Source organism: Pseudomonas sp. PA-6-3C, from assembly GCF_021605825.1.
GTDB classification, from domain to species: Bacteria; Pseudomonadota; Gammaproteobacteria; order Pseudomonadales; family Pseudomonadaceae; genus Aquipseudomonas; species Aquipseudomonas edaphica.
Genome location: NZ_WKDV01000020.1, coordinates 89,871 through 110,218 on the forward strand (window position 1 = coordinate 89,871; position 20,348 = coordinate 110,218).

At 60.1% G+C, this 20,348-nt stretch carries 16 protein-coding genes, 4 tRNA genes and 2 pseudogenes; 14 read left to right on the forward strand and 8 right to left on the reverse strand.

Features of this window, described 5'->3' with window-relative positions; all coding sequences use genetic code 11:
- Window positions 1-66 precede the first annotated feature (66 nt).
- Window positions 67-885, forward strand: coding sequence for a DUF4892 domain-containing protein (locus GIW48_RS15425; RefSeq protein WP_138449180.1), 819 nt, complete (start codon window positions 67-69; stop codon window positions 883-885).
- Between the two features lie 73 nt (window positions 886-958).
- Window positions 959-2,020, forward strand: coding sequence for an AI-2E family transporter (locus GIW48_RS15430; protein WP_056859710.1), 1,062 nt, complete (start codon window positions 959-961; stop codon window positions 2,018-2,020).
- On the opposite strand, the gene GIW48_RS15435 is transcribed toward GIW48_RS15430, so the two are convergent.
- Complete coding sequence (locus GIW48_RS15435) at window positions 2,017-3,051, reverse strand: sensor histidine kinase (protein ID WP_017134457.1); 1,035 nt, start codon at window positions 3,049-3,051, stop codon at window positions 2,017-2,019. The genes GIW48_RS15430 and GIW48_RS15435 overlap by 4 nt on opposite strands.
- A complete protein-coding gene (locus GIW48_RS15440) occupies window positions 3,051-3,815 on the reverse strand; it encodes a response regulator (protein WP_138449184.1) in 765 nt (254 codons plus the stop codon). Before GIW48_RS15440 ends, GIW48_RS15435 begins: the two co-directional genes overlap by 1 nt.
- A gap of 261 nt (window positions 3,816-4,076) precedes the next feature.
- Between GIW48_RS15440 and pyrF the strand changes: the two genes are divergently transcribed.
- Window positions 4,077-4,775, forward strand: a complete 699-nt coding sequence (gene pyrF, locus GIW48_RS15445; protein ID WP_017134455.1) for an orotidine-5'-phosphate decarboxylase — start codon at window positions 4,077-4,079, stop codon at window positions 4,773-4,775.
- Between the two features lie 111 nt (window positions 4,776-4,886).
- Here pyrF and GIW48_RS15450 read toward each other — a convergent pair whose 3' ends face one another.
- Window positions 4,887-5,894, reverse strand: coding sequence for an NADP-dependent oxidoreductase (locus GIW48_RS15450; RefSeq protein ID WP_017134454.1), 1,008 nt, complete (start codon window positions 5,892-5,894; stop codon window positions 4,887-4,889).
- A gap of 228 nt (window positions 5,895-6,122) precedes the next feature.
- Between GIW48_RS15450 and GIW48_RS15455 the strand changes: the two genes are divergently transcribed.
- The 4 genes and pseudogenes from GIW48_RS15455 to GIW48_RS29920 all read left to right on the forward strand — a co-directional run bounded on the left by GIW48_RS15455 (window position 6,123) and on the right by GIW48_RS29920 (window position 10,582).
- Complete coding sequence (locus GIW48_RS15455; protein WP_236462479.1) at window positions 6,123-6,884, forward strand: SDR family oxidoreductase; 762 nt, start codon at window positions 6,123-6,125, stop codon at window positions 6,882-6,884.
- A gap of 203 nt (window positions 6,885-7,087) precedes the next feature.
- Window positions 7,088-8,500, forward strand: a complete 1,413-nt coding sequence (locus tag GIW48_RS15460; protein WP_017134452.1) for an aminotransferase-like domain-containing protein — start codon at window positions 7,088-7,090, stop codon at window positions 8,498-8,500.
- Window positions 8,501-9,496: 996 nt separating this feature from the next.
- Window positions 9,497-9,676 (forward strand): annotated as a pseudogene (locus tag GIW48_RS29915) (HAMP domain-containing protein); the annotation flags it as partial.
- A gap of 201 nt (window positions 9,677-9,877) precedes the next feature.
- Window positions 9,878-10,582 carry a methyl-accepting chemotaxis protein gene (locus tag GIW48_RS29920; RefSeq protein WP_370589379.1) on the forward strand — a complete coding sequence of 235 codons (705 nt, stop codon included), beginning with the start codon at window positions 9,878-9,880 and terminating at the stop codon, window positions 10,580-10,582.
- Window positions 10,583-10,609: 27 nt separating this feature from the next.
- Here the strand turns inward: GIW48_RS29920 and GIW48_RS15470 are convergent, their stop codons facing one another.
- A complete protein-coding gene (locus GIW48_RS15470; RefSeq protein WP_236462476.1) occupies window positions 10,610-11,422 on the reverse strand; it encodes an alpha/beta fold hydrolase in 813 nt (270 codons plus the stop codon).
- A 690-nt stretch (window positions 11,423-12,112) separates the two neighbouring features.
- The gene (locus GIW48_RS15475) at window positions 12,113-12,871 is read right to left on the reverse strand and encodes a hypothetical protein (RefSeq protein WP_080593750.1); all 759 of its coding nucleotides are present in this window, start codon (window positions 12,869-12,871) and stop codon (window positions 12,113-12,115) included.
- Window positions 12,872-13,254: 383 nt separating this feature from the next.
- Here GIW48_RS15475 and GIW48_RS15480 point away from each other — a divergent pair.
- From GIW48_RS15480 to GIW48_RS15495, 4 genes are all read left to right on the forward strand, one after another.
- Window positions 13,255-13,330, forward strand: a tRNA-Glu gene (locus tag GIW48_RS15480).
- 3 nt (window positions 13,331-13,333) lie between these two features.
- Window positions 13,334-13,409 (forward strand) — tRNA-Gly (locus tag GIW48_RS15485).
- Between the two features lie 105 nt (window positions 13,410-13,514).
- Window positions 13,515-13,590, forward strand: a tRNA-Glu gene (locus GIW48_RS15490).
- A gap of 4 nt (window positions 13,591-13,594) precedes the next feature.
- Window positions 13,595-13,670, forward strand: a tRNA-Gly gene (locus GIW48_RS15495).
- 68 nt (window positions 13,671-13,738) lie between these two features.
- On the opposite strand, the pseudogene GIW48_RS15500 reads toward GIW48_RS15495, so the two are convergent.
- A pseudogene (locus GIW48_RS15500) lies at window positions 13,739-13,960 on the reverse strand (hypothetical protein); the annotation flags it as partial.
- 93 nt (window positions 13,961-14,053) lie between these two features.
- Between GIW48_RS15500 and gltS the strand changes: the two are divergent.
- Window positions 14,054-15,265 (forward strand): sodium/glutamate symporter, encoded by a 1,212-nt coding sequence (gene gltS / locus GIW48_RS15505; RefSeq protein WP_236462472.1) that lies wholly within the window; start codon window positions 14,054-14,056, stop codon window positions 15,263-15,265.
- On the opposite strand, the gene GIW48_RS15510 is transcribed toward gltS, so the two are convergent.
- Window positions 15,222-17,441 carry a hypothetical protein gene (locus tag GIW48_RS15510; protein ID WP_236462469.1) on the reverse strand — a complete coding sequence of 740 codons (2,220 nt, stop codon included), beginning with the start codon at window positions 17,439-17,441 and terminating at the stop codon, window positions 15,222-15,224. The two genes, gltS and GIW48_RS15510, sit on opposite strands and share 44 nt — an antisense overlap.
- A gap of 118 nt (window positions 17,442-17,559) precedes the next feature.
- Window positions 17,560-18,351: a response regulator transcription factor gene (locus tag GIW48_RS15515; RefSeq protein WP_017136286.1), complete on the reverse strand. Its 792-nt coding sequence runs from the start codon at window positions 18,349-18,351 to the stop codon at window positions 17,560-17,562.
- Window positions 18,352-18,489: 138 nt separating this feature from the next.
- Here GIW48_RS15515 and GIW48_RS15520 point away from each other — a divergent pair, with 138 nt between their 5' ends.
- On the forward strand, window positions 18,490-19,593 hold the full coding sequence (locus GIW48_RS15520; protein WP_017136287.1) for a polyamine ABC transporter substrate-binding protein: 1,104 nt from the start codon (window positions 18,490-18,492) through the stop codon (window positions 19,591-19,593).
- Between the two features lie 55 nt (window positions 19,594-19,648).
- On the forward strand, window positions 19,649-19,900 hold the full coding sequence (locus GIW48_RS15525) for a hypothetical protein (RefSeq protein ID WP_017136288.1): 252 nt from the start codon (window positions 19,649-19,651) through the stop codon (window positions 19,898-19,900).
- Window positions 19,901-20,348 lie beyond the last annotated feature (448 nt).

Genomic DNA, 20,348 nt, shown 5'->3' on the forward strand with positions numbered 1-20,348 from the left:
AAGGGAGTCAACCATGTACGAACTCAACACCGCTGCGCACTTCGATGGCCAGGGCTCAATCATCCGATGAGCCTGCGTAAAGAATGTCTCCGTGTCCTCGGGCTGTGCTGTTTCAGCCCCTTGGTGTTCGCCGCCGATGTGCCAGGCAGCCAGGATCTGCCGACCGTGGCCCGTCAGGTCGACGCGCAAATCGTCGATTATCGCCCCGCCGAAGAAAAAGAACGCATCTACCCCATGGGCGCGATCCGCAAGATCAGCGGCCAGTTGCGCTACGAAGGCCAGGCTACGGCGCGCGGCAAAACCACTGCAGTCACCTATGAGCTGCCTGCCGAGCACACCTCCAGCGCCGCATTTACCGCGACGCGCGAAGCGCTGCAGGCCAAGGGCGCGCAGCTGTTGTTCTGGTGCCAGGCGCGTGATTGCGGCGAAAGCAGCCTGTGGGCCAATGAAGTGTTCGGCAATGCCAAGCTGGTCGGCGCCGACGGCCAGCAGGAATACCTGCTGCTGCGCCTGGCCGCCCCGCAAGACAACTCGTTGGTGGCGCTGTATGGCATAACGCGCGGCAACCGCCGGGCTTATCTGCATGTAGAACAACTGGACGCCGGAGCGCCGTTGGGCGACTTGCTGCCCACCTCGGCAACCTTGCTGCGCGAGCTGAAAAGCACCGGCGAGCTGGACTTTCCGGCACTCGGCAGCGCGCCTGACGCCACTTGGCTGACCTTGATTTCCCGTGGCTTGAACCTCGACGCCACCTTGCGCGTGAGCCTCACCGGGCCGACCGCCGAAGCCTGGCGCCAGGGCCTGATCGACAGCGGTGTGCGGGCTGCCCGCCTGGAAACCGGCAGCGGTGACGCTAAGGGTTTGCACCTGCATCTGATACGCTGACCGTTATCAAGGCGAACGGACCCGTGCCGTTCGCCTAAGCTCTCTTCCTACAGCCTTATTCTCGAGATACCCGATGCTCAATAACGATCGCCTACTGGTGCAAATCCTGCTGCTGGTGTTGTTTGGTGCCAGCTTCTGGGTGATGGCGCCGTTCTGGTCGGCGCTGTTCTGGGGCGCGGTGCTGGCGTTTGCCAGCTGGCCGCTGATGCGTTTGCTCACGCGCTGGCTGGGTGGCCGCGAATCCCTCGCGGCGGGCATCCTGACCCTGGGCTGGATGTTGCTGGTGGCGGTGCCGCTGGTGTGGCTGGGGTTCAACCTGGCCGACCATGTGCGCGATGCGGTCGGCCTGATCAAGGATATCCAGGTGGACGGCTTGCCCGCCGCACCTGCCTGGCTGAACTCGATCCCCTTTGTTGGCGAGCGGCTGGTGGCGACCTGGGACAGCATCGACCAACAGGGCGCGGCGCTGATGGTCAGCATCAAGCCGTACCTGGGGCAGGTGGGTAACTGGCTGCTGGCGCGCAGTGCGCAAATTGGCGGCGGTATCCTCGAGCTGACCCTGAGCCTGGTGTTCGTGTTCTTCTTTTACCGTGATGGGCCACGGCTGGCGATGTTTGCCCATCGGTTGCTGGAGCGCCTGATCGGCGAGCGCGCCGGTTACTACATCGAGTTGGTGGCCGGCACTGTGCAGCGCGTGGTCAACGGCGTGATTGGTACGGCAGCGGCCCAGGCCCTGCTGGCGCTGATCGGCTTCCTGATTGCGGGGGTGCCGGGCGCGCTGGTGCTGGGCATCGTCACCTTCCTGCTCAGCCTGATCCCTATGGGCCCGCCGCTGGTGTGGATCCCGGCCACGGCCTGGCTGGCATGGAAGGGCGACTACACCTATGCGGTGTTCCTCGGTGTATGGGGCACGTTCATCATCAGTGGCGTGGACAATGTGCTCAAGCCATACCTGATCAGCCGAGGCGGCAACCTGCCGCTGGTGATCGTGCTGTTAGGCGTGTTTGGCGGCTTGATTGCCTTTGGCTTCATCGGCCTGTTTATCGGCCCGACCTTGTTGGCGGTAGCCTACAGCCTGCTGACGGATTGGAGTGCGACCCAGTCCCAGGAACGTCGCGAAGATAAAGCACTTTAGGCCCTCGGTAACCACATCACGGCCGTGAGGCCACCGCCTGGGGTTTCCTCCAGGCTGAGGTGGCCGCCGAGGCGCTCTACGGCTTCCTTGGAGATCGTCATGCCCAGCCCGACGCCGCCGGAGTTGCGGTTGCGTGAGCCTTCGAGGCGAAAAAACGGTTCGAACACCGCCTCGCGTTTATCCGCCGCAATCCCCGGCCCGTGGTCGATCACGCGGATCACCAGGGCGCCACGGCTGTCCGCCAACTCAATACGCGCCGTGCCGGCATACCGCAGGGCGTTGTCGATCAGGTTGTTGAGGCACGAACGCAGCGCCATCGGTTGCACCTGCAACGGTACGCACGTGCCGGAGAACTGTACGTCCGAGCCTTGGTCCTGGGCGTTTTCGCTGAGGGACTCGACCAGCGCCTGCACATCGAGCCAGTGCCGGGTCTCGCTGGTGCGTTGTTCGTGCAAGTAGCTCAAGGTGGCGTCGAGCATGCCGATCATGTCGTCCAGGTCCTGGCGCATCTGGCCTTGCAGCTTGGTGTCTTCGATCTGCTCCAGGCGCAGCTTAAGGCGTGACAGCGGCGTGCGCAGGTCATGGGAGACGGCGCCGAGCATGCGCGCGCGCTGGCTGACTTGTTCGCGGATGCGTTTTTGCATCAGGTTGAAGGTCGATGCAGCCTGGCGTGCTTCCCGTGGCCCGGATTCGTCGAGTGGCGGGCTGTCGAGGTCAAGGCTCAAGCGTTCGGCCGCTGCGCTCAGGCGCTGGATCGGCCGGCTCAGCAGTTTGGCGCCGTACCAGGCGGCGATGATCAGCGAGATAAACTGGAAGGTCAGCGGTACCACGGGGCCGCCGTACCAGGGGCGGTGATGGCGGGCCAATGGCTTCATCGTGCCGTCTGGTTGCTCGACAAAGGTTTCCTGGGGCCGTGGTGGTGGCGGGCCGTAGTGGCGGAACCAGAAAATAGCCAGCACATGAGCGAGCACAATAGCCACCAGCAATACGCCGAACAGCCTGCCAAACAGCGTATTGAAGGTGGCGCGCATCAACCGATATCCCGGGCGTCGAACAGGTAGCCTTCGCCACGCACGGTCTTGATCAGTTGCGGTGCTTTCGGGTCATCCCCAAGCTTCTGGCGCAGGCGCGATACGAGCAGATCGATGCTGCGGTCAAAGGCTTCGATGGAGCGGCCACGGGCAGCATCGAGCAATTGTTCGCGGCTCAACACACGGCGCGGGCGCTCGATAAACACCCACAGCAAGCGAAATTCCGCGTTGGACAGCGGCACCACCAGGCCATCGTCGGCCACCAGTTGGCGCAATACGCTGTTGAGCCGCCAGTTATCGAAACGAATGTTGGCGCGCTGCTCGGTGCGGTCATCGCGCACCCGGCGCAGGATGGTCTGGATACGTGCCACCAGCTCGCGCGGTTCGAACGGCTTTGACATATAGTCATCGGCGCCCAGTTCCAGGCCGATGATGCGGTCGGTGGGTTCGCAGCGTGCGGTGAGCATCAAAATCGGGATGTCCGATTCAGTGCGCAGCCAACGGCACAGCGACAGGCCGTCTTCGCCCGGCAGCATCAGGTCGAGCACCACCACATCAAAGGTTTCGGCTTGCATGGCGGTGCGCATGGCCGTGCCGTCGGTGACGCCGGAGGCAAGAATATTGAAGCGGGCCAGGTAGTCGATCAGCAGTTCGCGGATCGGCAGGTCGTCATCGACGATCAGCGCGCGGGTGTTCCACCGTTTGTCTTCGGCGATCACCGCGCTTTTTTGCTCTTCGTTTACAGAGACGGTAGGGGTATGCATAGTGCGATCATCTGCCTGGGTTGTTGCATTGAGCATAGGCGCCCGGCTCCATGGCTGGAAGTGCCGGGCGAGCGGTCATGTGCGCGAGGCTAGTCGCGGGGCGTGTTGAGGGCATGTCGGGAATGTATCAGTCTTGACACATCTTCTTAAAACACTGGGTTATGCGCGCTTGATCAGCATTTTACCGATCATCGGATCCCGCAACGGCGCCGCTTGCGCTACAATCCGCGCCGATTTCGACTTGCCTGAGAGCCCATTCCAATGTCCGTCTGCCAGACTCCTATCATCGTCGCCCTGGATTACCCCACTCGTGACGCCGCACTGAAGCTGGCTGACCAGTTGGACCCCGCGCTTTGCCGGGTCAAGGTCGGCAAGGAACTGTTCACCAGCTGCGCCGCCGAAATCGTCGGCACTCTGCGTGACAAAGGCTTCGAAGTATTCCTCGACCTGAAATTCCATGACATCCCCAATACCACGGCCATGGCGGTTAAAGCCGCCGCCGAAATGGGCGTGTGGATGGTCAATGTGCACTGCTCCGGCGGCCTGCGCATGATGAACGCCTGCCGCGAAGTGCTCGAGCAGCGCAGCGGCCCGAAACCCTTGCTGATCGGTGTGACCGTGCTCACCAGCATGGAACGCGAAGACCTGGCCGGCATCGGCCTGGACATCGAGCCGCAGGAGCAGGTACTGCGCCTCGCAGCCTTGGCGCAGAAGGCTGGCCTGGATGGCCTGGTGTGTTCGGCCCTGGAAGCCCAGGCGCTGAAGACCGCGCACCCGTCGCTGCAACTGGTAACCCCGGGGATTCGTCCCGCGGGCAGCGCCCAGGATGACCAGCGTCGTATCCTGACGCCGCGTCAGGCGCTGGATGCCGGCTCGGACTACCTGGTGATCGGTCGCCCGATCAGCCAGGCGGCGGACCCGGCCAAGGCACTGGCCGCAGTCGTCGCCGAAATCGCCTGATGATCGTTCCCACGCTCTGCGTGGGAACGCCTCTTGTGACGCTCTGCGTCACGCTTTGGGACGCAGAGCGTCCCGGGCTGCATTCCCACGCAGAGCGTGGGAACGATCGGGTCAGCTGACTTTAAGCACCAATTTCCCAAAGTTCTCGCCGTTGAACAGCTTCATCAACGTCTCCGGGAACGTCTCCAGCCCCTCGACAATATCTTCCTTGCTCTTGAGCTTGCCCTGGGCCATCCAGCCGGCCATTTCCATGCCGGCGGCGGCAAAGTTCGCCGCGTGGTCCATTACCACAAACCCTTCCATGCGCGCACGATTGACCAGCAACGACAAATAGTTGGCCGGGCCTTTCACTGCTTCTTTATTGTTGTACTGGCTGATTGCGCCGCAGATCACCACCCGTGCCTTCAAGGCCAGGCGGCTGAGCACGGCGTCGAGAATGTCGCCGCCGACGTTATCAAAATACACATCCACGCCTTTAGGGCATTCGCGCTTGAGGGCGGCGGGCACGTCTTCGCTTTTGTAGTCGATGGCCGCGTCAAAGCCCAGTTCATCAATGAGGAACTTGCACTTGTCGGCGCCCCCGGCGATGCCCACCACGCGGCAACCCTTGAGCTTGGCAATCTGCCCGGCAATGCTACCCACTGCGCCAGCGGCGCCGGAGATCACCACGGTATCGCCAGCCTTGGGCGCGCCGGTGTCGAGCAGGGCGAAGTAGGCGGTCATGCCGGTCATGCCCAGCGCTGACAGGTAGCGCGGCAGCGGGGCCAGTTTGGGGTCGACCTTATAAAAGCCGCGCGGCTCGCCCAGGAAATAATCCTGCACACCCAGCGCGCCGTTCACATAATCACCCACGGCAAATTTAGGGTTGTTCGAGGCAATCACCTTGCCCACGCCCAGCGCCCGCATCACTTCACCGATGCCGACCGGTGGAATGTAGGATTTACCCTCGTTCATCCAGCCACGCATGGCCGGGTCCAGGGACAAGTATTCATTGCGCACCAGCACTTGCCCATCACCTGGCGTGCCCACCGGCACTTCCTGGTAGGTAAAGGTCTCCCGCGTGGCGGCGCCGACCGGGCGTTTGGCGAGCAGGAATTGGCGGTTGGTCTGGGCAGTCATGGCAGGGACTCTGTTAGAAGTGAACCCTGAGTGATAGACCTTCAGCGGCCTGGGGGCAAGGTTAAGGGTGGCTGCGAATGCCCGCCGATAGGTTGGACTGATAGTTGGCCTGGGCGTCTTATCACTGCGATTCATGCAACCCCAACCGGCCATATGATAGTGCTGACGCGCCCGCCGTCGGCTTGGCTAGACTCGGCCCACGGCTATTTCTTGCATAGGACATCCCCCATGAGCATGACGTTTTCCGGCCAGGTTGCCCTGGTGACCGGCGCCGCCGCCGGTATTGGCCGCGCCACCGCGCTGGCATTTGCCGCAGAAGGCTTGAGAGTAGTGGTAGCCGACCTGGATGTGGCGGGCGGCGAGGACACGGTTGCGTTGATTCAACAGGCGGGCGGCGAAGCGCTGTTCGTGCGTTGCAATGTCACGCTGGACGCCGATGTGCAGCAATTGATGGCACAGACCCTCGCCGTCTATGGGCGCCTGGACTATGCCTTCAACAACGCCGGCATCGAGATTGAGAAGGGTAAGCTGGCCGACGGCAGCCTGGATGAGTTCGATGCAATCATGGGCGTCAACGTCAAGGGCGTGTGGTTGTGCATGAAGTATCAACTGCCGCTGTTACTGGCCCAGGGCGGCGGTGCGATCGTCAACACCGCCTCGGTAGCCGGGCTGGGCGCTGCGCCGAAGATGAGCATCTATGCGGCGTCCAAGCATGCTGTGATCGGCCTGACCAAATCGGCCGCAATTGAATATGCAAAGAAGAAAATCCGCGTGAATGCGGTGTGCCCTGCGGTGATCGACACCGACATGTTCCGCCGTGCCTATGAAGCAGACCCGCGCAAAGCCGAGTTCGCCGCCGCCATGCACCCGGTTGGGCGCATCGGCAAGGTCGAGGAAATCGCCAGTGCCGTGCTGTACCTGTGCAGTGATGGGGCGGCGTTTACCACCGGGCAAGCCTTGGCGGTGGATGGTGGCGCAACGGCTATCTAGGACTCCATGCCATGCACTCTTAGAAAAGGATGGGGCTGCTGTGGGGCGTTTCCATGGCTGGCACAAGGCCTCGTCAGAATGTGTATCAACAGGTAAATAAGTCAATAAAATCAATACTTTAATAATTTTTTGCGGCCGGCTTGAGCGAGCTTCTGTGCTTAACTGTTTGGGGTTGAATAACAGACAGTTCAAGTGAGTGGCTCATGGATTTAGGGATCGATCGACAAGCCCTTGTACCGGTGGTGCAGCAAATCGTCAGCGCGGTGGCGCAATGGATACGCAAGAGCGGCGCGAGCCCCGGCACGCGCTTGCCGTCCATCCGGCAACTGGCCCTCGACAACCTGCTCAGCCAGTCCAGCGTGATCGAGGCTTTCGAGCGAATGGTGGCCCAGGGGTTGTTGGCGTCCAGGCAAGGTTCGGGATTTGTGGTCGCCCAGCCGCCTGTTTGCCTTGAAGGCCACTGGTATGAGGGTGCAGAGCTGGGCTGGGGCGCCTATGTCGATGGCCCGTTGGGCGAGTTGAAGCTGGGTTGCGGCTGGCTGCCGGACACATGGCGTGAAAGTGATGACCTGTGCTACGCGATACGGGAAATCAGCCGCACCGACACGGCCGGTCTCTTCAACTACAGCACGCCATTGGGCCTGCCAGCATTGCGCGAGCAACTGCTCAAGCGGCTGACCCAGATAAAGGTGGGCACCTGCCTGGATCGCATCCTGACCACCCATGGTGCCGGCCATGCACAGGACCTGTTGATCCGCTCACTGCTCAAGGCTGGCGATACGGTGGTGGTCGAGACGCCGGGCTACGCCAACCTCTATCGACAATTGGAGCGCCATGGGGTCACGTTGCTGGAAGTTCCGCGCACCGTGGGCGGCCCGGACATGCCAGTGCTTGAGCAACTGCTGCTACGGCATCGTCCCAAGTGCCTGTTCATCAACTGCCTCTACCACAACCCAACCGGCACCAGCCTGTGTCGCGCCGTGGCTGAACGGTTGCTGGAGCTTTCGCGACGCGATGGCTTCCTGATCATTGAAGAAGACGTCTATGGCGACCTGCAGCACGCCAGTTGCACGCGGCTGTCGGCGTTGCCCCATGATGACCGGGTGATCTACGTATCAAGCTTTTCCAAAACCCTGAGCAGTGCCTTGCGCGTGGGCTACGTCAGTGCCGGCACAGACATCGTTGCGAAAATGGCCAGCCTCAAGACCCTGACCGGTATCGGCACTTCACGGTTTGCCGAAGCAGTGGTCGCCACATTGCTGGCCAATGGCACCTACCGCAAGTGGGTGCAACGCCTGCGCAAGCGTTTGAATGCGCAAATGGCAGCCACCCTGCAGGTGCTGGAGGATGAGGAATGGCAGGTGTTTGCCGTGCCTGCTGGCGGTATGTTTGTGTGGGCGCGGCCGGGCCTGGGCGATCATTCACGGTTGCAGGCGTGCGCGCGCAGGCTTGGTGTCCTGCTGTCTTGCGGGGCGCTGTTCACTCCCCGCGGTGAGCACAGTGACTGGCTGCGCATAAATGTGGCCTATGCTGCTGATCAGCGGGCTTTGGAGTTGTTCCGTGCCATGGGGCCTGCCAGATCGACCTCAACCATTCTGAAAACGACGAGCATGTAGCTTTTTGCCATTATTGTGACGCCAACGTCTTGTGCCAATGGCGTCTCGTTGCGAATCTCGCTGCATGGCAACCAGGCTTGCTGGCATCTGCCCGTGCAAGAGGATTCAAGTGCAATGATTTCGGCCGTGCAACGACGTTTCGCCAACCTCGGTATGGCAAAAAAGCTGGGCTTGGGCTTCTTCCTGGTGCTGCTGCTGACGGCGCTGGTGGCGGCCATTGGCGTGTGGTCGCTGCAAACCATTGGCCAGCGTTTCGAAGGCCTCAATGCCATGTCCTCGCTCAACAGCGGCTTGCTCAAGGTGCGCTTGATCGAGCAGGACTACGCGTTGCACGCCGACCCCAAAGCCGTTGATGCCTTGCATGAGAGCGTCGATGCACTGGCCGCCCTGGCGGCCACGCTCAAGGCCCAGTCCGCCGCCAATGTGCCGGTGATGGGCGACGTTGAACAGGCGTTGGCCGCGTATCGCAAGGCGTTCGATGAATTTGTCGAGTTGACCCAGACCAAGGACCTGGCTTTGGAAATGGCCAGTTGGTCCGTTTCCAGCGTGGCCAATAACCTCGATGTGCTGCAAGCCGGCCTGGCCGATGATGGCGCCTATGGCCTCAAGGAAAGCCAGGGCAAGGAGGGCGCCGAGTTTATCGAACAGGCCGGGCAGGTCAGCCAGGTGTCTCGCTTGATGCTGCAAGCCATGAACGAGGCGCGGGTACGCCTGGACCAGAGCCGCAAGGCCGATGCCGACAACGCCGAACAGGGCAAGATCGAACAGGCCGACCAGGCCCTTGCGCAGGTTGAGCAGTTGAAAACCTCGGTCAAGGACGCGGGTTACCAGACCGTGCTCAATGAGGTGTCCGGGCATATTGCGGCCTTCAGCGAAAAGCTCGGTGAGTACACCGGTTTGTTGGCTCAGGAAAAAATCGTCTACAAGCAATTGCATGACCGCGCCGACCAGGTGGTCAGCCGGGTCAACCAGGCGTATGCCGCCGAAGACCAGTCGATGCAGGCGCAATTGAAGAAAAGCACGCTGCTGATCGTCGGTTCCTCGGCACTGGCGTTACTGGTGGGGCTGGTTGCAGCCTGGCTGATTACCCGCCTGATCGTGGCGCCGCTGCGCAGTGTGATCGCAGTGGCCCAGCGGATCGCCGCCGGTGACCTGAGCGGGCGGATGGAGGTCAGTCGCCGCGATGAAATTGGCCAGCTGATGCAAGCGATGCAACAGATGGGCAATGGCTTGAGCCAGATGGTCAGCGGCTTGCAGGCCGGCATAGAGCAATTGGCCAGCTCTGCGCAATCCCTCTCCAGCGTCACCGAACAAACCAATCTAGAGGTCAGCAGCCAGAAGGAGGAGACCGAGCAGGTCGCCACGGCGATGAACCAGATGACCGCCACCGTGCATGACGTGGCGCGTAACGCCGAAGAAGCCGCGCAAGCGGCGCAGACCGCCGATGCCAAGGTCGACAGCGGCCAGCAGGTGGTGCGTCAGAGCCTGCAACGCATCGAATTGCTGGCGTCCTCCAGCACCAGTGCCAGCGCCAGCATCGACAGCCTCAGTGCCGAAATCCAGCACATCGGCACGGTATTGGGGGTAATTAAAAGTGTCGCCGAACAGACCAACCTGCTGGCCCTTAACGCTGCCATCGAGGCCGCCCGCGCCGGCGAGCAAGGCCGAGGGTTTGCGGTGGTGGCCGATGAGGTGAGGGCGCTGGCCAAGCGTACTCAGCAATCGACCGAGGAGATCGAGCGGTTGGTGAGTACTTTGCGCAGTGCGGCGCAGTCATCGGTGCAGCAGATTCAGCAAAGCGGCGAGCTGGTGAAACTGGCCGTCAGCGATGCGCTGGAAACCGAGAGCGCGCTGGGCAGCATCGCCGCTGCCGTGTCCCTGATCCAGCAGATGAATCAGCAGATTGCCGCCGCCGCCGAGGAGCAAAGTTCGGTGGCCGAAGAGATCAATCGCAGTGTCACCAGTATCCGCGCGAGTGCCGACCAATCGGCGCTGAGCATGCAAGGCAACGCCGCCTCGAGCATTCAGCTGGCGCAGCTGGGGGCCGAACTCAAGGGCATGGTGGGGCACTTCCGCCTTTGATCAATGAGCAAAGGCGGAGCCGTACGATCAGGCGTTGTTGGCGAGGAAGGTCAGCAGGGCTTCGTTGACGAAGTCCGGGTTTTCGCGGCTGGAGATGTGCCCGGCGTCTGGAATCAGGGTCAGGCTGCAACTGATCAACTCAGTCATTTCCCTGGATTCGGCGGGTGGGCGTGGCTTGTCCTGCTCACCGCACATGATCAGGGTGGTGTCGGTGTCCAGGCGGTGCAGTTGGTCGAGGATATCGGCGCGGCTGAAGATCTGGCGGCCCAATGGCACGATGCTGTCCAGCAAACGCTCCTTGGAGAAGGCTTGCAGCGACTGGCGGAAATCCTGGTACAGCGCCGACTCGCGGTCGATGCCTGGCCGGAAGAAGATCGGTGCGATCACATCCAGCAACGGCTCAGGGATGGCACCGGCGTCTTCGATCATCTTGAACAGCGAGAAATAATACTGACGCGTGGCCTCGGGCTCGGCGCCCAGGTAGGTGTCCATCAGCACCAGGCTGTTGATGCGCTCTGGGGCCAGTAATGCCAGGCGTACGCCCCACATGCCGCCGACCGACAAGCCCACCAGATTGATCTGTGGGATGTCCAACTGATCCAGCAGGGCCAGGGTCTGGCGCGCCAGGTCGTCGAGGGACCGGGTTTGGGCCGGCAGCGGGCCGGATTCACCATGGCCCCAGAGCTCGGGGACGATCACGCGGTACTGTTGCGACAGGGCTTCGATTTGCGGCGCCCACATGTGGCGGTCCCACAGGTAGCTTGAACCCAGCAGAACGACCGGGCCGGTGCCCTGGTCGACGTAGTGCAGCGGTTGTCCATCAATGACGGCGACAGGCATAGCAGGCCTCTGACTTCACGGAGTTAGGGGCACTTTTTTACGCTAGTCGGGGGCGGGGGGATAGGTGCAAATTGATGGCACTTTGTTGTGGCGTGTTGCGTTGGGGGGCATATCCGTTATTTAGGTAACGGCGGCTTAGGAGTCCGCCCTGACAGCGGGGCACTTTTGTAAAGACCGGAATGGCGGCCCAGACAAAAGCAACCAAAAAGTCTTCGCCCCAACACTCGGCAACAGCAACAGCAACAGCAACAGCAACAGCAACAGCAAAGCCAAACTCGGTCAACTGTGGGAGCTGGCTTGCCTGCGATGGCATCAACTCTGTGTACCTGATACACCAAGGTGTCTGCATCGCAGGCAAGCCAGCTCCCACAGAAAAGCAGCTCTTCAGTGTATGCAAATCCGCTTTTGCTTTTGAACTAACCACTCAGGTCGGCTACTAGGCCGCCGTGCTCTGCTTTTGATCTTGCTTTTGATCTGAGGCGGCCCACGGATTCAAGCCTTCGTTCTGGCACACCGAGCCTAAGCGAGGTGCCGAGTGGTGGGGCGAAGACTTTTTGGTTGCTTTTGGCTGGGCCGGCATTCCGGTCTTTCCAAAAGTGAGCCGCCGTCAGGGCGGAACCCTAAGTAGCCGTTACCGCGGCAACGGATATGTACCCAACCCATCCATCCACCGCGCGCGCCCCCCAACGATCAATCGTAGATAGCTTTCTTCTTCCACTCCGCATCCGCATCCACAACTTTAAGCCCTTCAGTCAACTCATTGACCTCATCTTCAGCCGGCTTGCTGTTAGTCAGTACCGTCGAATTAGCACGGGCCAATTGATTCTCAAGCAATTGCAACTGCGCGCTATAGAGCACCGGCTCTGGCTGTTTACGCAGGTACTGCACACCGCGCTCGAATGCCAGGCGTGCCTGGCCGGGTTGGTTCTGTTGCAGGGCGTGCTGGCCGAGGTTGTTGAAGAACTCGATGTGCAGCAGCACCAGGATATGACGAATTTCCTTGATCCAGTGCTTGGCCTCGTTGGTCGGCAGAAAACCATCCTGAGCCGCGCGGGTCACTTGGCCATGCAGGGCTTCAAGGAGGAAACGCACATCCTTGGCCTTGGCTTCAGTCTGGATCGGCGCCGGCGGGTTGGTCACCGGAATCGATTCGCCCTGGGCGATCAGCGCATTCAACTCAGTGATACGCGCCTTGAGTGCTGCACTGGACTTGTTGAGGTGCAACAGACGCTGGTTGACGTTCAGCTCAAGGCGGGTGAGCAGCAGCTTGAGCGCCGGGGTCATCAATTGGCCAGGAAAGGTCTCGGTGATTTCACCGCACCGACGCAGCCGATCATTGAGCTCGATCTCGGTACGTTTCTTTTCCAGCTTGTTGTTTTCCACCACGTGGTTCATGTAGCCAATGGCGATCAGTATTACGATCCCGGCTATTACCAGCAGGGTGATCATGAGTGGTGTCACCGGTGTGACCTCTTTTATAGGGTTTGCTGTGGAGTGTAGTGACTGGACCATCCGGCGGATAGGACTGTTCGACCAGTTGCCCAGGTAGTTTCTTCTATATAGGTAAGCGTTGCCGGGCGGGCTCCCTGCATAGATGCACATTGCCATCATTTGCTCGGACGAACTATAGCGCCTTGTCGGGCGCCAGAATATAGGCGTCAAAGCCCGGACGGGCAGAATGCCCGCCAAGGCCCGGAAAGCAGGGCGAAGTCATTGATTTAAATAAATTTATCCTTGGGGGTTGACGACCTTTCAATCCATCCATAGAATGCGCGCCACTTACAGCGTAAAGCACACAGCGAAACGCGGTAGGGAGTGAATGTTGTACGTGTGTCCCCTTCGTCTAGTGGCCTAGGACACCGCCCTTTCACGGCGGTAACAGGGGTTCGAGTCCCCTAGGGGACGCCATATGCGGGAATAGCTCAGTTGGTAGAGCACGACCTTGCCAAGGTCGGGGTCGCGAGTTCGAGTCTCGTTTCCCGCTCCAATTTACAAGCAATGTGGCCCTCGGGCGGCATTGAGTGAAACCAGGGCATAATCTTCGGATTTAACCTCTGGGCACTGAAATACACACCATGTGTTTCAGTTGTGTGTCCCCTTCGTCTAGTGGCCTAGGACACCGCCCTTTCACGGCGGTAACAGGGGTTCGAGTCCCCTAGGGGACGCCATTTTGCGGGAATAGCTCAGTTGGTAGAGCACGACCTTGCCAAGGTCGGGGTCGCGAGTTCGAGTCTCGTTTCCCGCTCCATATTTAACGAAAACGCCGATCAGCAATGATCGGCGTTTTTGTTTGTGCTGATTTTAATCAGCCGGGTCAGGAATCTGCGCCAGGGCATAAGCGAGAAGGAACAGGCTCATCAGGCCGCCTGCCTCGGCGTTGCTCATGTCGAATTCTTTGCGAATAAATGGCATCGCCACACCGAGGTTGGCGCGGTCGGCCGCCGCAATGGCGTAGATGACGAAAATCAAACCGGCGACCACCCAGCGATAGCGGCTGCACGCGACATGTGTAGGCCTTGTTGTGAAGTGCGTGGGAATAGTCTGTAGTTAATGGCGGGTGGGTGTGTACTGGTTCTGCTGTCTCTACTCTGGCCAGCCCAGTGTGTGTGTTCACTTCGGAGAACTGCCCAGATGATCCAACTCGATTTTTACTCAACCCTGGTCGCCGCCTCTCTGGTGCTGCTGTTGGGGCGTTGGCTGGTCGCCCGCATCGGCTTTTTACGCGCCTACAGCATTCCGGAGCCGGTGGTCGGCGGCTTATTGGTGGCTGCGCTGCTGCTGTTGCTGCGCGCATTAACGGATATCGAAGTTCGATTCGACGCCTCATTGCAGGCCCCCTTGATGCTGGCGTTCTTTGCCACCATCGGCCTGAATGCGGACTTTGCCAGCCTGAAGAAAGGCGGGCGCATCCTCGGCATCTTCCTGCTGGTCGTGACGGCCCTGCTGGTGGTGCAAAATGCCATGGGCATCGCCCTGGCCAAGGCGCTGGGGCTCGACCCGTTGATGGGGCTGTTGGCCGGCTCCGTCACCTTGTCCGGCGGGCACGGCACTGGCGCAGCCTGGGGCGCGGTGTTCAGCGAAAAATATGGCGTGGCTTCGGCGTCCGAACTGGCGATTGCCTCGGCGACGTTTGGCTTGGTATTGGGTGGGCTGATAGGTGGCCCCGTTGCCCGCTTGCTGATCAAACGTGTGCAGGTGCCCGGCGTTGAGCTGGCGCAACCGCCCCAGCCCAAAGGCTTTGAGCAGCCCAACCAGGAACGCATGATCACCTCGTTTTCATTTATCGAGACCCTGGCGTTATTGGCGATCAGCTTGCAGGTCGGCACCTTCCTGTATGGCTTTATTAAAGGTACGGCTTTCGAATTGCCGACGTTTGTATGCGTGCTGTTTGTGGGCGTGGTGTTGCGCAACGGCTTGTCGGCGCTGGGCTGGCATCAGGTGTTTGAGCGTGAAGTGTCGCTGCTGGGCAATGTCAGCTTGTCGTTGTTCCTGGCGATTGCGCTGATGTCGCTCAAGCTCTGGGATCTGGCGGCATTGGCCTTGCCGATAGTGATTCTGTTGGCGGCCCAGGCGTTGCTGATGGCCCTGTTTGCGATCTTCGTGACGTTCCGGGTCATGGGCCGCAACTACGACGCGGCCGTGCTGGCGGCGGGGCATTGCGGTTTTGGCTTGGGGGCCACGCCGACCGCCATTGCCAATATGCAGGCGGTCACGCAGCGCTTCGGGCCATCGCCGATTGCGTTTCTGGTGGTGCCGATGGTGGGGGCGTTTTTTATCGACATTACCAATGCGGTGGTGATCAAACTGTACCTGGCGTTGCCGTTTTTGGGGGCGGCGGGTTGAGGGGGCCTTCGAATGGTCGCCAGGCGGCGCCGTCCAGACGGATCAGTACGGCGTCGTGGCTCATGTACAGGTCGATGACTTGCTCTATTTGCACGTGGCGAAGCTTGAAGTCATGCGTGGGGGTGATTATCGCGCCATGTTTGTACAGCGTATAAAAATGCACCTCACCCGAGAGTTGCAACCCGGCCTCCTGCTGCGCAGCTTCGAACGCTTTATCCGGCAATTGCACCCGAAAATACGACAGCAATGGCCAGCGTTTTCGTTGTTCTTTGTCTGATCCGGCGCCTACTGCCTCATAAGCACGACGCATCCCCAGCACCCTCTGGTGGTACTGCGCGGTGCTGGTCTGCCCGGTGATGGCCAGCGACAGTTGGCCATCCAATGCGGCCTGCGTGTAGTCGCTGTACTCATAGGCACGGTACTGCACCAGCATGCGCCCCTGCGACTCAATCAAGGTGGGACCGGCGCGGCCATCCCAGGCAGGGCTGTCGCCCAGGCCGATTTCGCTGTCTGTCAGCGGAATGACCGTGGCCGAAACATTGCGCGGTTCAAAGCTGCGGGTGGAGTCAGGTGCCACCCCCGGCCAGTACGAGCCGAGTGCCGCACAGATGCGTGCATCCTCGGTAAACGGGCTGGCTAACTGATAACCGCACAGCATGTTCGTAAACGGAGCGTCTACCAGGCCCCGGCCCACTTCCCAGCCCGGCCCAAAGACCCCGCTGGCGAAATCCGGCAGCCAGGATTGCCGTTGTGTGCGTTGCACAGGTAGCGTCGGGCCTGGTGTTGTAGAGGACTGTGGGTGGGAGACGATGGCGGTGACGCCACGGTCTTCAGGGGCGAAGTAACCACCGGCAAGGGCCTGATTGATAAAAAAACGCACGTCGGACAGTGGGTTGACCCGTGTATGCCAAACCTCTGGGCAGGGCGGCGCAGGGCAAGGGAAAACCGCCGGGTCGCTGGACCATTGCTTGAGCTCTCGTTGCCCGCATAACGGAAAAAAATCCGGCGCACCGATGATGGAGTAGGCGGCGATGCTCGCCAGTTCCAGCGCAGGGCAGTGGGCTCGTACCCAGCCGTCGGCCATGGCATCCTGATAGTGCAGGGCTCGGTAGCCGCCCGCCTTGACGATGGCGTCGACATCCTCACGCTGGTTGAGGTCTTCGATCGAACCGTCGTCGCGCAAATGATGGCGCCCATGCACCAACCCACCGGTATTGGGAGGCATCATGAACGACAGCGGACGGTCTTGGTAATAGGCCAGTTCCACCAGCGCTTCTTTGGCGTCGGGCATCAACAGCCCCGGCGCGAACTCATCGGTATTCGCCCAATGGCACAAGCCCTCGGTAATGACGAAAGGCGCATTGAGAATGTCAGGCTCTTGCCAGCCGGTATCGCGAAATCGCCTATGGATCTGTCCGATTTTTTCATTGATCTGGTGGTTTTCCAGCTGCACAGTCAGGTCCATTCCGGCCAGGCACTCGTTGCCATCGAACACTTTGTGCAGGGGCACCCAGAACTCCAGATCCTCATCGATAGATTGAGCATCCATTGGGCCAAACCGCGCCGGTTGGCCGGTGTGCCGGGCAGCGATGAACGCGCCGTAGCGCGCGGGTATCACCCGCATCTGGTTCGGCTGGCCCTCGACAAAGGGCAAAAAACCTCTTTGCTGCGGGTTATACAGCGCGTCCGCCGTGCCGACCCGGGCCACCCCGGTACGCGAGAAACACAGGTCCGCCTGGCGCCTGTGCACAGTTTCGGCGTAGGGCCGGTATTCATACGCGAACACCGCGATCGCCAGTTGCGCCTCACCGGCCAGTTGCTGCAAAGCCTCCAGGGTCGGGGGAGCGGCGCCGTAGACATAATTGAGGACGTGCTCGATTTCAGCGGCTGTGGGGAAGGCCGTGAGCGTTTTACCCTGGACCGCGGTGACCACATTGGGCGAGGCGAAGGCATGAAACAGCAGGCTGTCGGCCGGGTGCCCAGGCTCTATACCGCGTGTGGCATCAGCGGAAAAATCCTCAAAGCCTGGCTGGGTGCGATCAATCTGCACAGGCCTGGCGAGTTCCTCACGCAGGCTTGTCGAGGTGATGTCCAGGCCGTGGTGCAGCAACAGGTCATGCCATCCTGCTGAGGCCAGGCGTGTGCAAGCGCGTTCTACATCGCTGATCAAGGACATCACGCCCCCTCCGATAGAAACCAGGGGAAAGGGTAAGCAAAGGGGGCATGCGCGGTAACTGACCGAACGGCTAGGTTACCGCCCGGGGGCTTCTTGAGGATGGCGAGTGATCGCGCGCCTAATTCAGCGTGTAAACGTCCTGTTTAGGCATGAAAAAACGCGAAAAGAGTTCGGACTGCGATTTGATGTTGAGCTTGGTGTAGATATTGCGCCGGTGCACCTTGATGGTTTCTGTCGACAGCGCCAGTTTGCCGGCGATTTCTTTATTGGAAAAACCACTGAGCAGCAACTTGAGCACGTCCTTCTCGCGCGTGGTGATCTGCGTGCCCAACTGCACAATGGCTTCGGACCAGGGCGGCGGCTCACTGAGGTTTTTTTCTTCATCGACTTCAAAACACATGCGTTGATGCATCAAGGCCATGACCCACGGCTTGATGATATCCAGTGTGGTGATCTGTTCCGGGGTGTAGCGCGTGTTACTGCCAAATGAAATACACAGGGTTCGATCCGCGTCGAGCTGGACGTTGTACTGCACCTCATCGACGGACACGTACCGGGCGAAATACTGATGGTAGTACTCGGTGGTCAGGAAGTGCTCGGGGGCAATGTCTGACAGATGGAAAAAACCGCTCTGCGGGTTTTCACGGTTGGCAATGTAAAACGGGTCCAGCAGGTAAAGGCCTTTTACATACAGTTGCGTCAGGGCGTCGACTTCGTCGGCATCCGCAACCTCGGTCACGCTGACGACGTTGACTTGCTGGTTGCTGAACACCAGGACCACCCAATTGTCGATCTGCACATACTCATTCAACACGCGAACCAGTGAGCTCCAGAAGGCTGGGCGGTTCAGCTCCATGATGAGTTTGCCGGCTGACCGGTGCCAGGCGAGGTTGTGAAGGTCGAGTGACATGGACTACCCCTTTTGGGTTAGGGATTCATGGGGCTGAGCTAAGTATTTGTAGGTATTTACTATTCGACGACGCCGGGTATATTCACCCACCAGCGTTGATGGCCATGAAGGCCTGTCGTTTTTGACAAGGATAGTTATATGAATAAATCACATTTGCGAGCCATTTTTTTAGCCTCGCTTGTCTTTGTCGGGGCCAGCACGCCCGCAGCGGCGGCAGAACCCCGGGTTAACCTGTACAACTGGTTCGGGTTGATCGCTCCCGAGACACCGAAGGAATACGAGCAGAAAACCGGCACCAAGATGCACATCGATACCTTCGACAGTGCCGAGGTCATGCAAAGCAAGGCCATGGCCGGGCGCACCGGGTATGACGTCGTCGTCGCCACCTCCAACGTATTGCCAAGCCTGATCCAGGCGGGCGTGCTGGCCCCGCTGGACCGCAGCCAACTGAGCAACTATGCGCATATCGACCCGGAAATGCTGGCCTTGCTCGCCACTAACGATCCGGGCAACCAATACGCGATTCCGTACCTGTGGGGCACCACCGGCATTGGTTATGACGTGGATAAGGTCAAGGCGGCACTGGGTGATAACGCCCCGGTGGACAGCTGGGACTTGATCTTCAAAGAAGAAAACATCAGCAAGCTCAAGTCCTGCGGCGTGGCGATGCTCGACTCGCCGAGTGAAATCATCTCCATCGCCTTGCATTACCTCGGCCTGCCGAGCAACAGCCAAAACCCCGAGGATTACCAGAAGGCCCAGGCGCTGCTGCTGAAAATCCGCCCTTATGTCCTCTACTTCGACTCCTCCAGAACCGACGCCGACTTTGCCGATGGCAATATCTGCGTGGTCGTGGGTTGGGCGAGCGGGGCGCTGACGGCCCAGGCCATCAATGAGAAAAACCATACTGGCCGCAAGATTGCCTACAGCTTGCCGCGCGAGGGTGGGCTGGTCTGGTCGGAAAACTTTGTGTTGCTCAAGGATGCGCCCAACGCCAAGGCCGGCTTGGCGTTTATCAATTACATGCTTGAGCCCGAGGTGATTGCCAAGAGCTCCAATCACACGCTGTACCCGAATGCCAACAAGGACGCCACCGCGCTGGTTGAGCAGAAGTTGCGCGATAACCCGTGGATTTATCCGTCCAAAGCCACCATCGCCACGCTGGTGCCGCTTGAGCCGTTGCCCTTGAAGCTGGAGCGTATCCGTACACGTGTGTGGACCAAGGTGAAGAGCGGTACGTGACTGGCTGAGTGAGGCCCGAGTGCTTTCGCATAGATCCCAGAGAGGGAGATAAATCATGGCCCGACGTGATGACCCGTGCGATGTGAAATCGGACGATTATCAGGCGTACAAGGAGATTGAGGAGCAGATCGGTCACTGTACGCCGGAGCAGGCCTGGGCCATGTATTACGTCTCGACCGGGATGGTGCGTGAACACGTTACGCGGGCGGTCATGGAGCATATCGGCAGGGGTAATCGGGCGCTGCTGCTGGAGTTTCCTGAGTTGGCGCGGGTGCAAGAGCGGTCTCGTTTGATGCTTCCTCTTTGAGGGTGGTGCTTTTTCAGGTCTTTTGAGGCGGTCTTAGGGGCGGTGGTTTTGAGTGTATATCCGTTGCTGCGGTAACGGCGGCTTAGGGTTCCGCCCTTACGGCGGGTCCCTTTTGGCAAACGCCCGGAATGCCGGCCCAGCCAAAAGTACCACTGAATACACTGAAAAACTGCTTTTCTGTGGGAGCTGGCTTGCCTGCGATGCAGGCACCTCGGTGTGTCAGGCACACAGAGTTGATGCCATCGCAGGCAAGCCAGCTCCCACATTAGACCGAGTATGGCTCTGCTGTTGCTGTTGCTCTGGCCCTTACATCCTTTTCGATGACGAAGTCAGCGGTCTTTTGATCTGCGCTTTTGATCTTGATCTGAAATCGCCCCCCAAATCACTGGCGGATTGCGGGCATGCCGAGCCATAGCGAGGCACCGAGTGTTGGGGCGAGGACCTTTTG

What these genes read in the sequence shown, in the direction of transcription:
- GIW48_RS15440 (WP_138449184.1), bottom strand. Translation starts at nt 3,815, where the DNA reads ATGCATACCCCTACCGTCTCTGTAAACGAAGAGCAAAAAAGCGCGGTG.
- GIW48_RS15525 (WP_017136288.1), top strand. Translation starts at nt 19,649, where the DNA reads ATGGCCCGACGTGATGACCCGTGCGATGTGAAATCGGACGATTATCAG.
- GIW48_RS15425 (WP_138449180.1), top strand. Translation starts at nt 67, where the DNA reads ATGAGCCTGCGTAAAGAATGTCTCCGTGTCCTCGGGCTGTGCTGTTTC.
- GIW48_RS15510 (WP_236462469.1), bottom strand. Translation starts at nt 17,441, where the DNA reads ATGTCCTTGATCAGCGATGTAGAACGCGCTTGCACACGCCTGGCCTCA.
- GIW48_RS15435 (WP_017134457.1), bottom strand. Translation starts at nt 3,051, where the DNA reads ATGCGCGCCACCTTCAATACGCTGTTTGGCAGGCTGTTCGGCGTATTG.
- GIW48_RS15460 (WP_017134452.1), top strand. Translation starts at nt 7,088, where the DNA reads ATGGATTTAGGGATCGATCGACAAGCCCTTGTACCGGTGGTGCAGCAA.
- pyrF (WP_017134455.1), top strand. Translation starts at nt 4,077, where the DNA reads ATGTCCGTCTGCCAGACTCCTATCATCGTCGCCCTGGATTACCCCACT.
- gltS (WP_236462472.1), top strand. Translation starts at nt 14,054, where the DNA reads ATGATCCAACTCGATTTTTACTCAACCCTGGTCGCCGCCTCTCTGGTG.
- GIW48_RS15430 (WP_056859710.1), top strand. Translation starts at nt 959, where the DNA reads ATGCTCAATAACGATCGCCTACTGGTGCAAATCCTGCTGCTGGTGTTG.
- GIW48_RS15515 (WP_017136286.1), bottom strand. Translation starts at nt 18,351, where the DNA reads ATGTCACTCGACCTTCACAACCTCGCCTGGCACCGGTCAGCCGGCAAA.
- GIW48_RS15520 (WP_017136287.1), top strand. Translation starts at nt 18,490, where the DNA reads ATGAATAAATCACATTTGCGAGCCATTTTTTTAGCCTCGCTTGTCTTT.
- GIW48_RS15455 (WP_236462479.1), top strand. Translation starts at nt 6,123, where the DNA reads ATGAGCATGACGTTTTCCGGCCAGGTTGCCCTGGTGACCGGCGCCGCC.
- GIW48_RS15475 (WP_080593750.1), bottom strand. Translation starts at nt 12,871, where the DNA reads ATGATCACCCTGCTGGTAATAGCCGGGATCGTAATACTGATCGCCATT.
- GIW48_RS15470 (WP_236462476.1), bottom strand. Translation starts at nt 11,422, where the DNA reads ATGCCTGTCGCCGTCATTGATGGACAACCGCTGCACTACGTCGACCAG.
- GIW48_RS15450 (WP_017134454.1), bottom strand. Translation starts at nt 5,894, where the DNA reads ATGACTGCCCAGACCAACCGCCAATTCCTGCTCGCCAAACGCCCGGTC.
- GIW48_RS29920 (WP_370589379.1), top strand. Translation starts at nt 9,878, where the DNA reads ATGACCGCCACCGTGCATGACGTGGCGCGTAACGCCGAAGAAGCCGCG.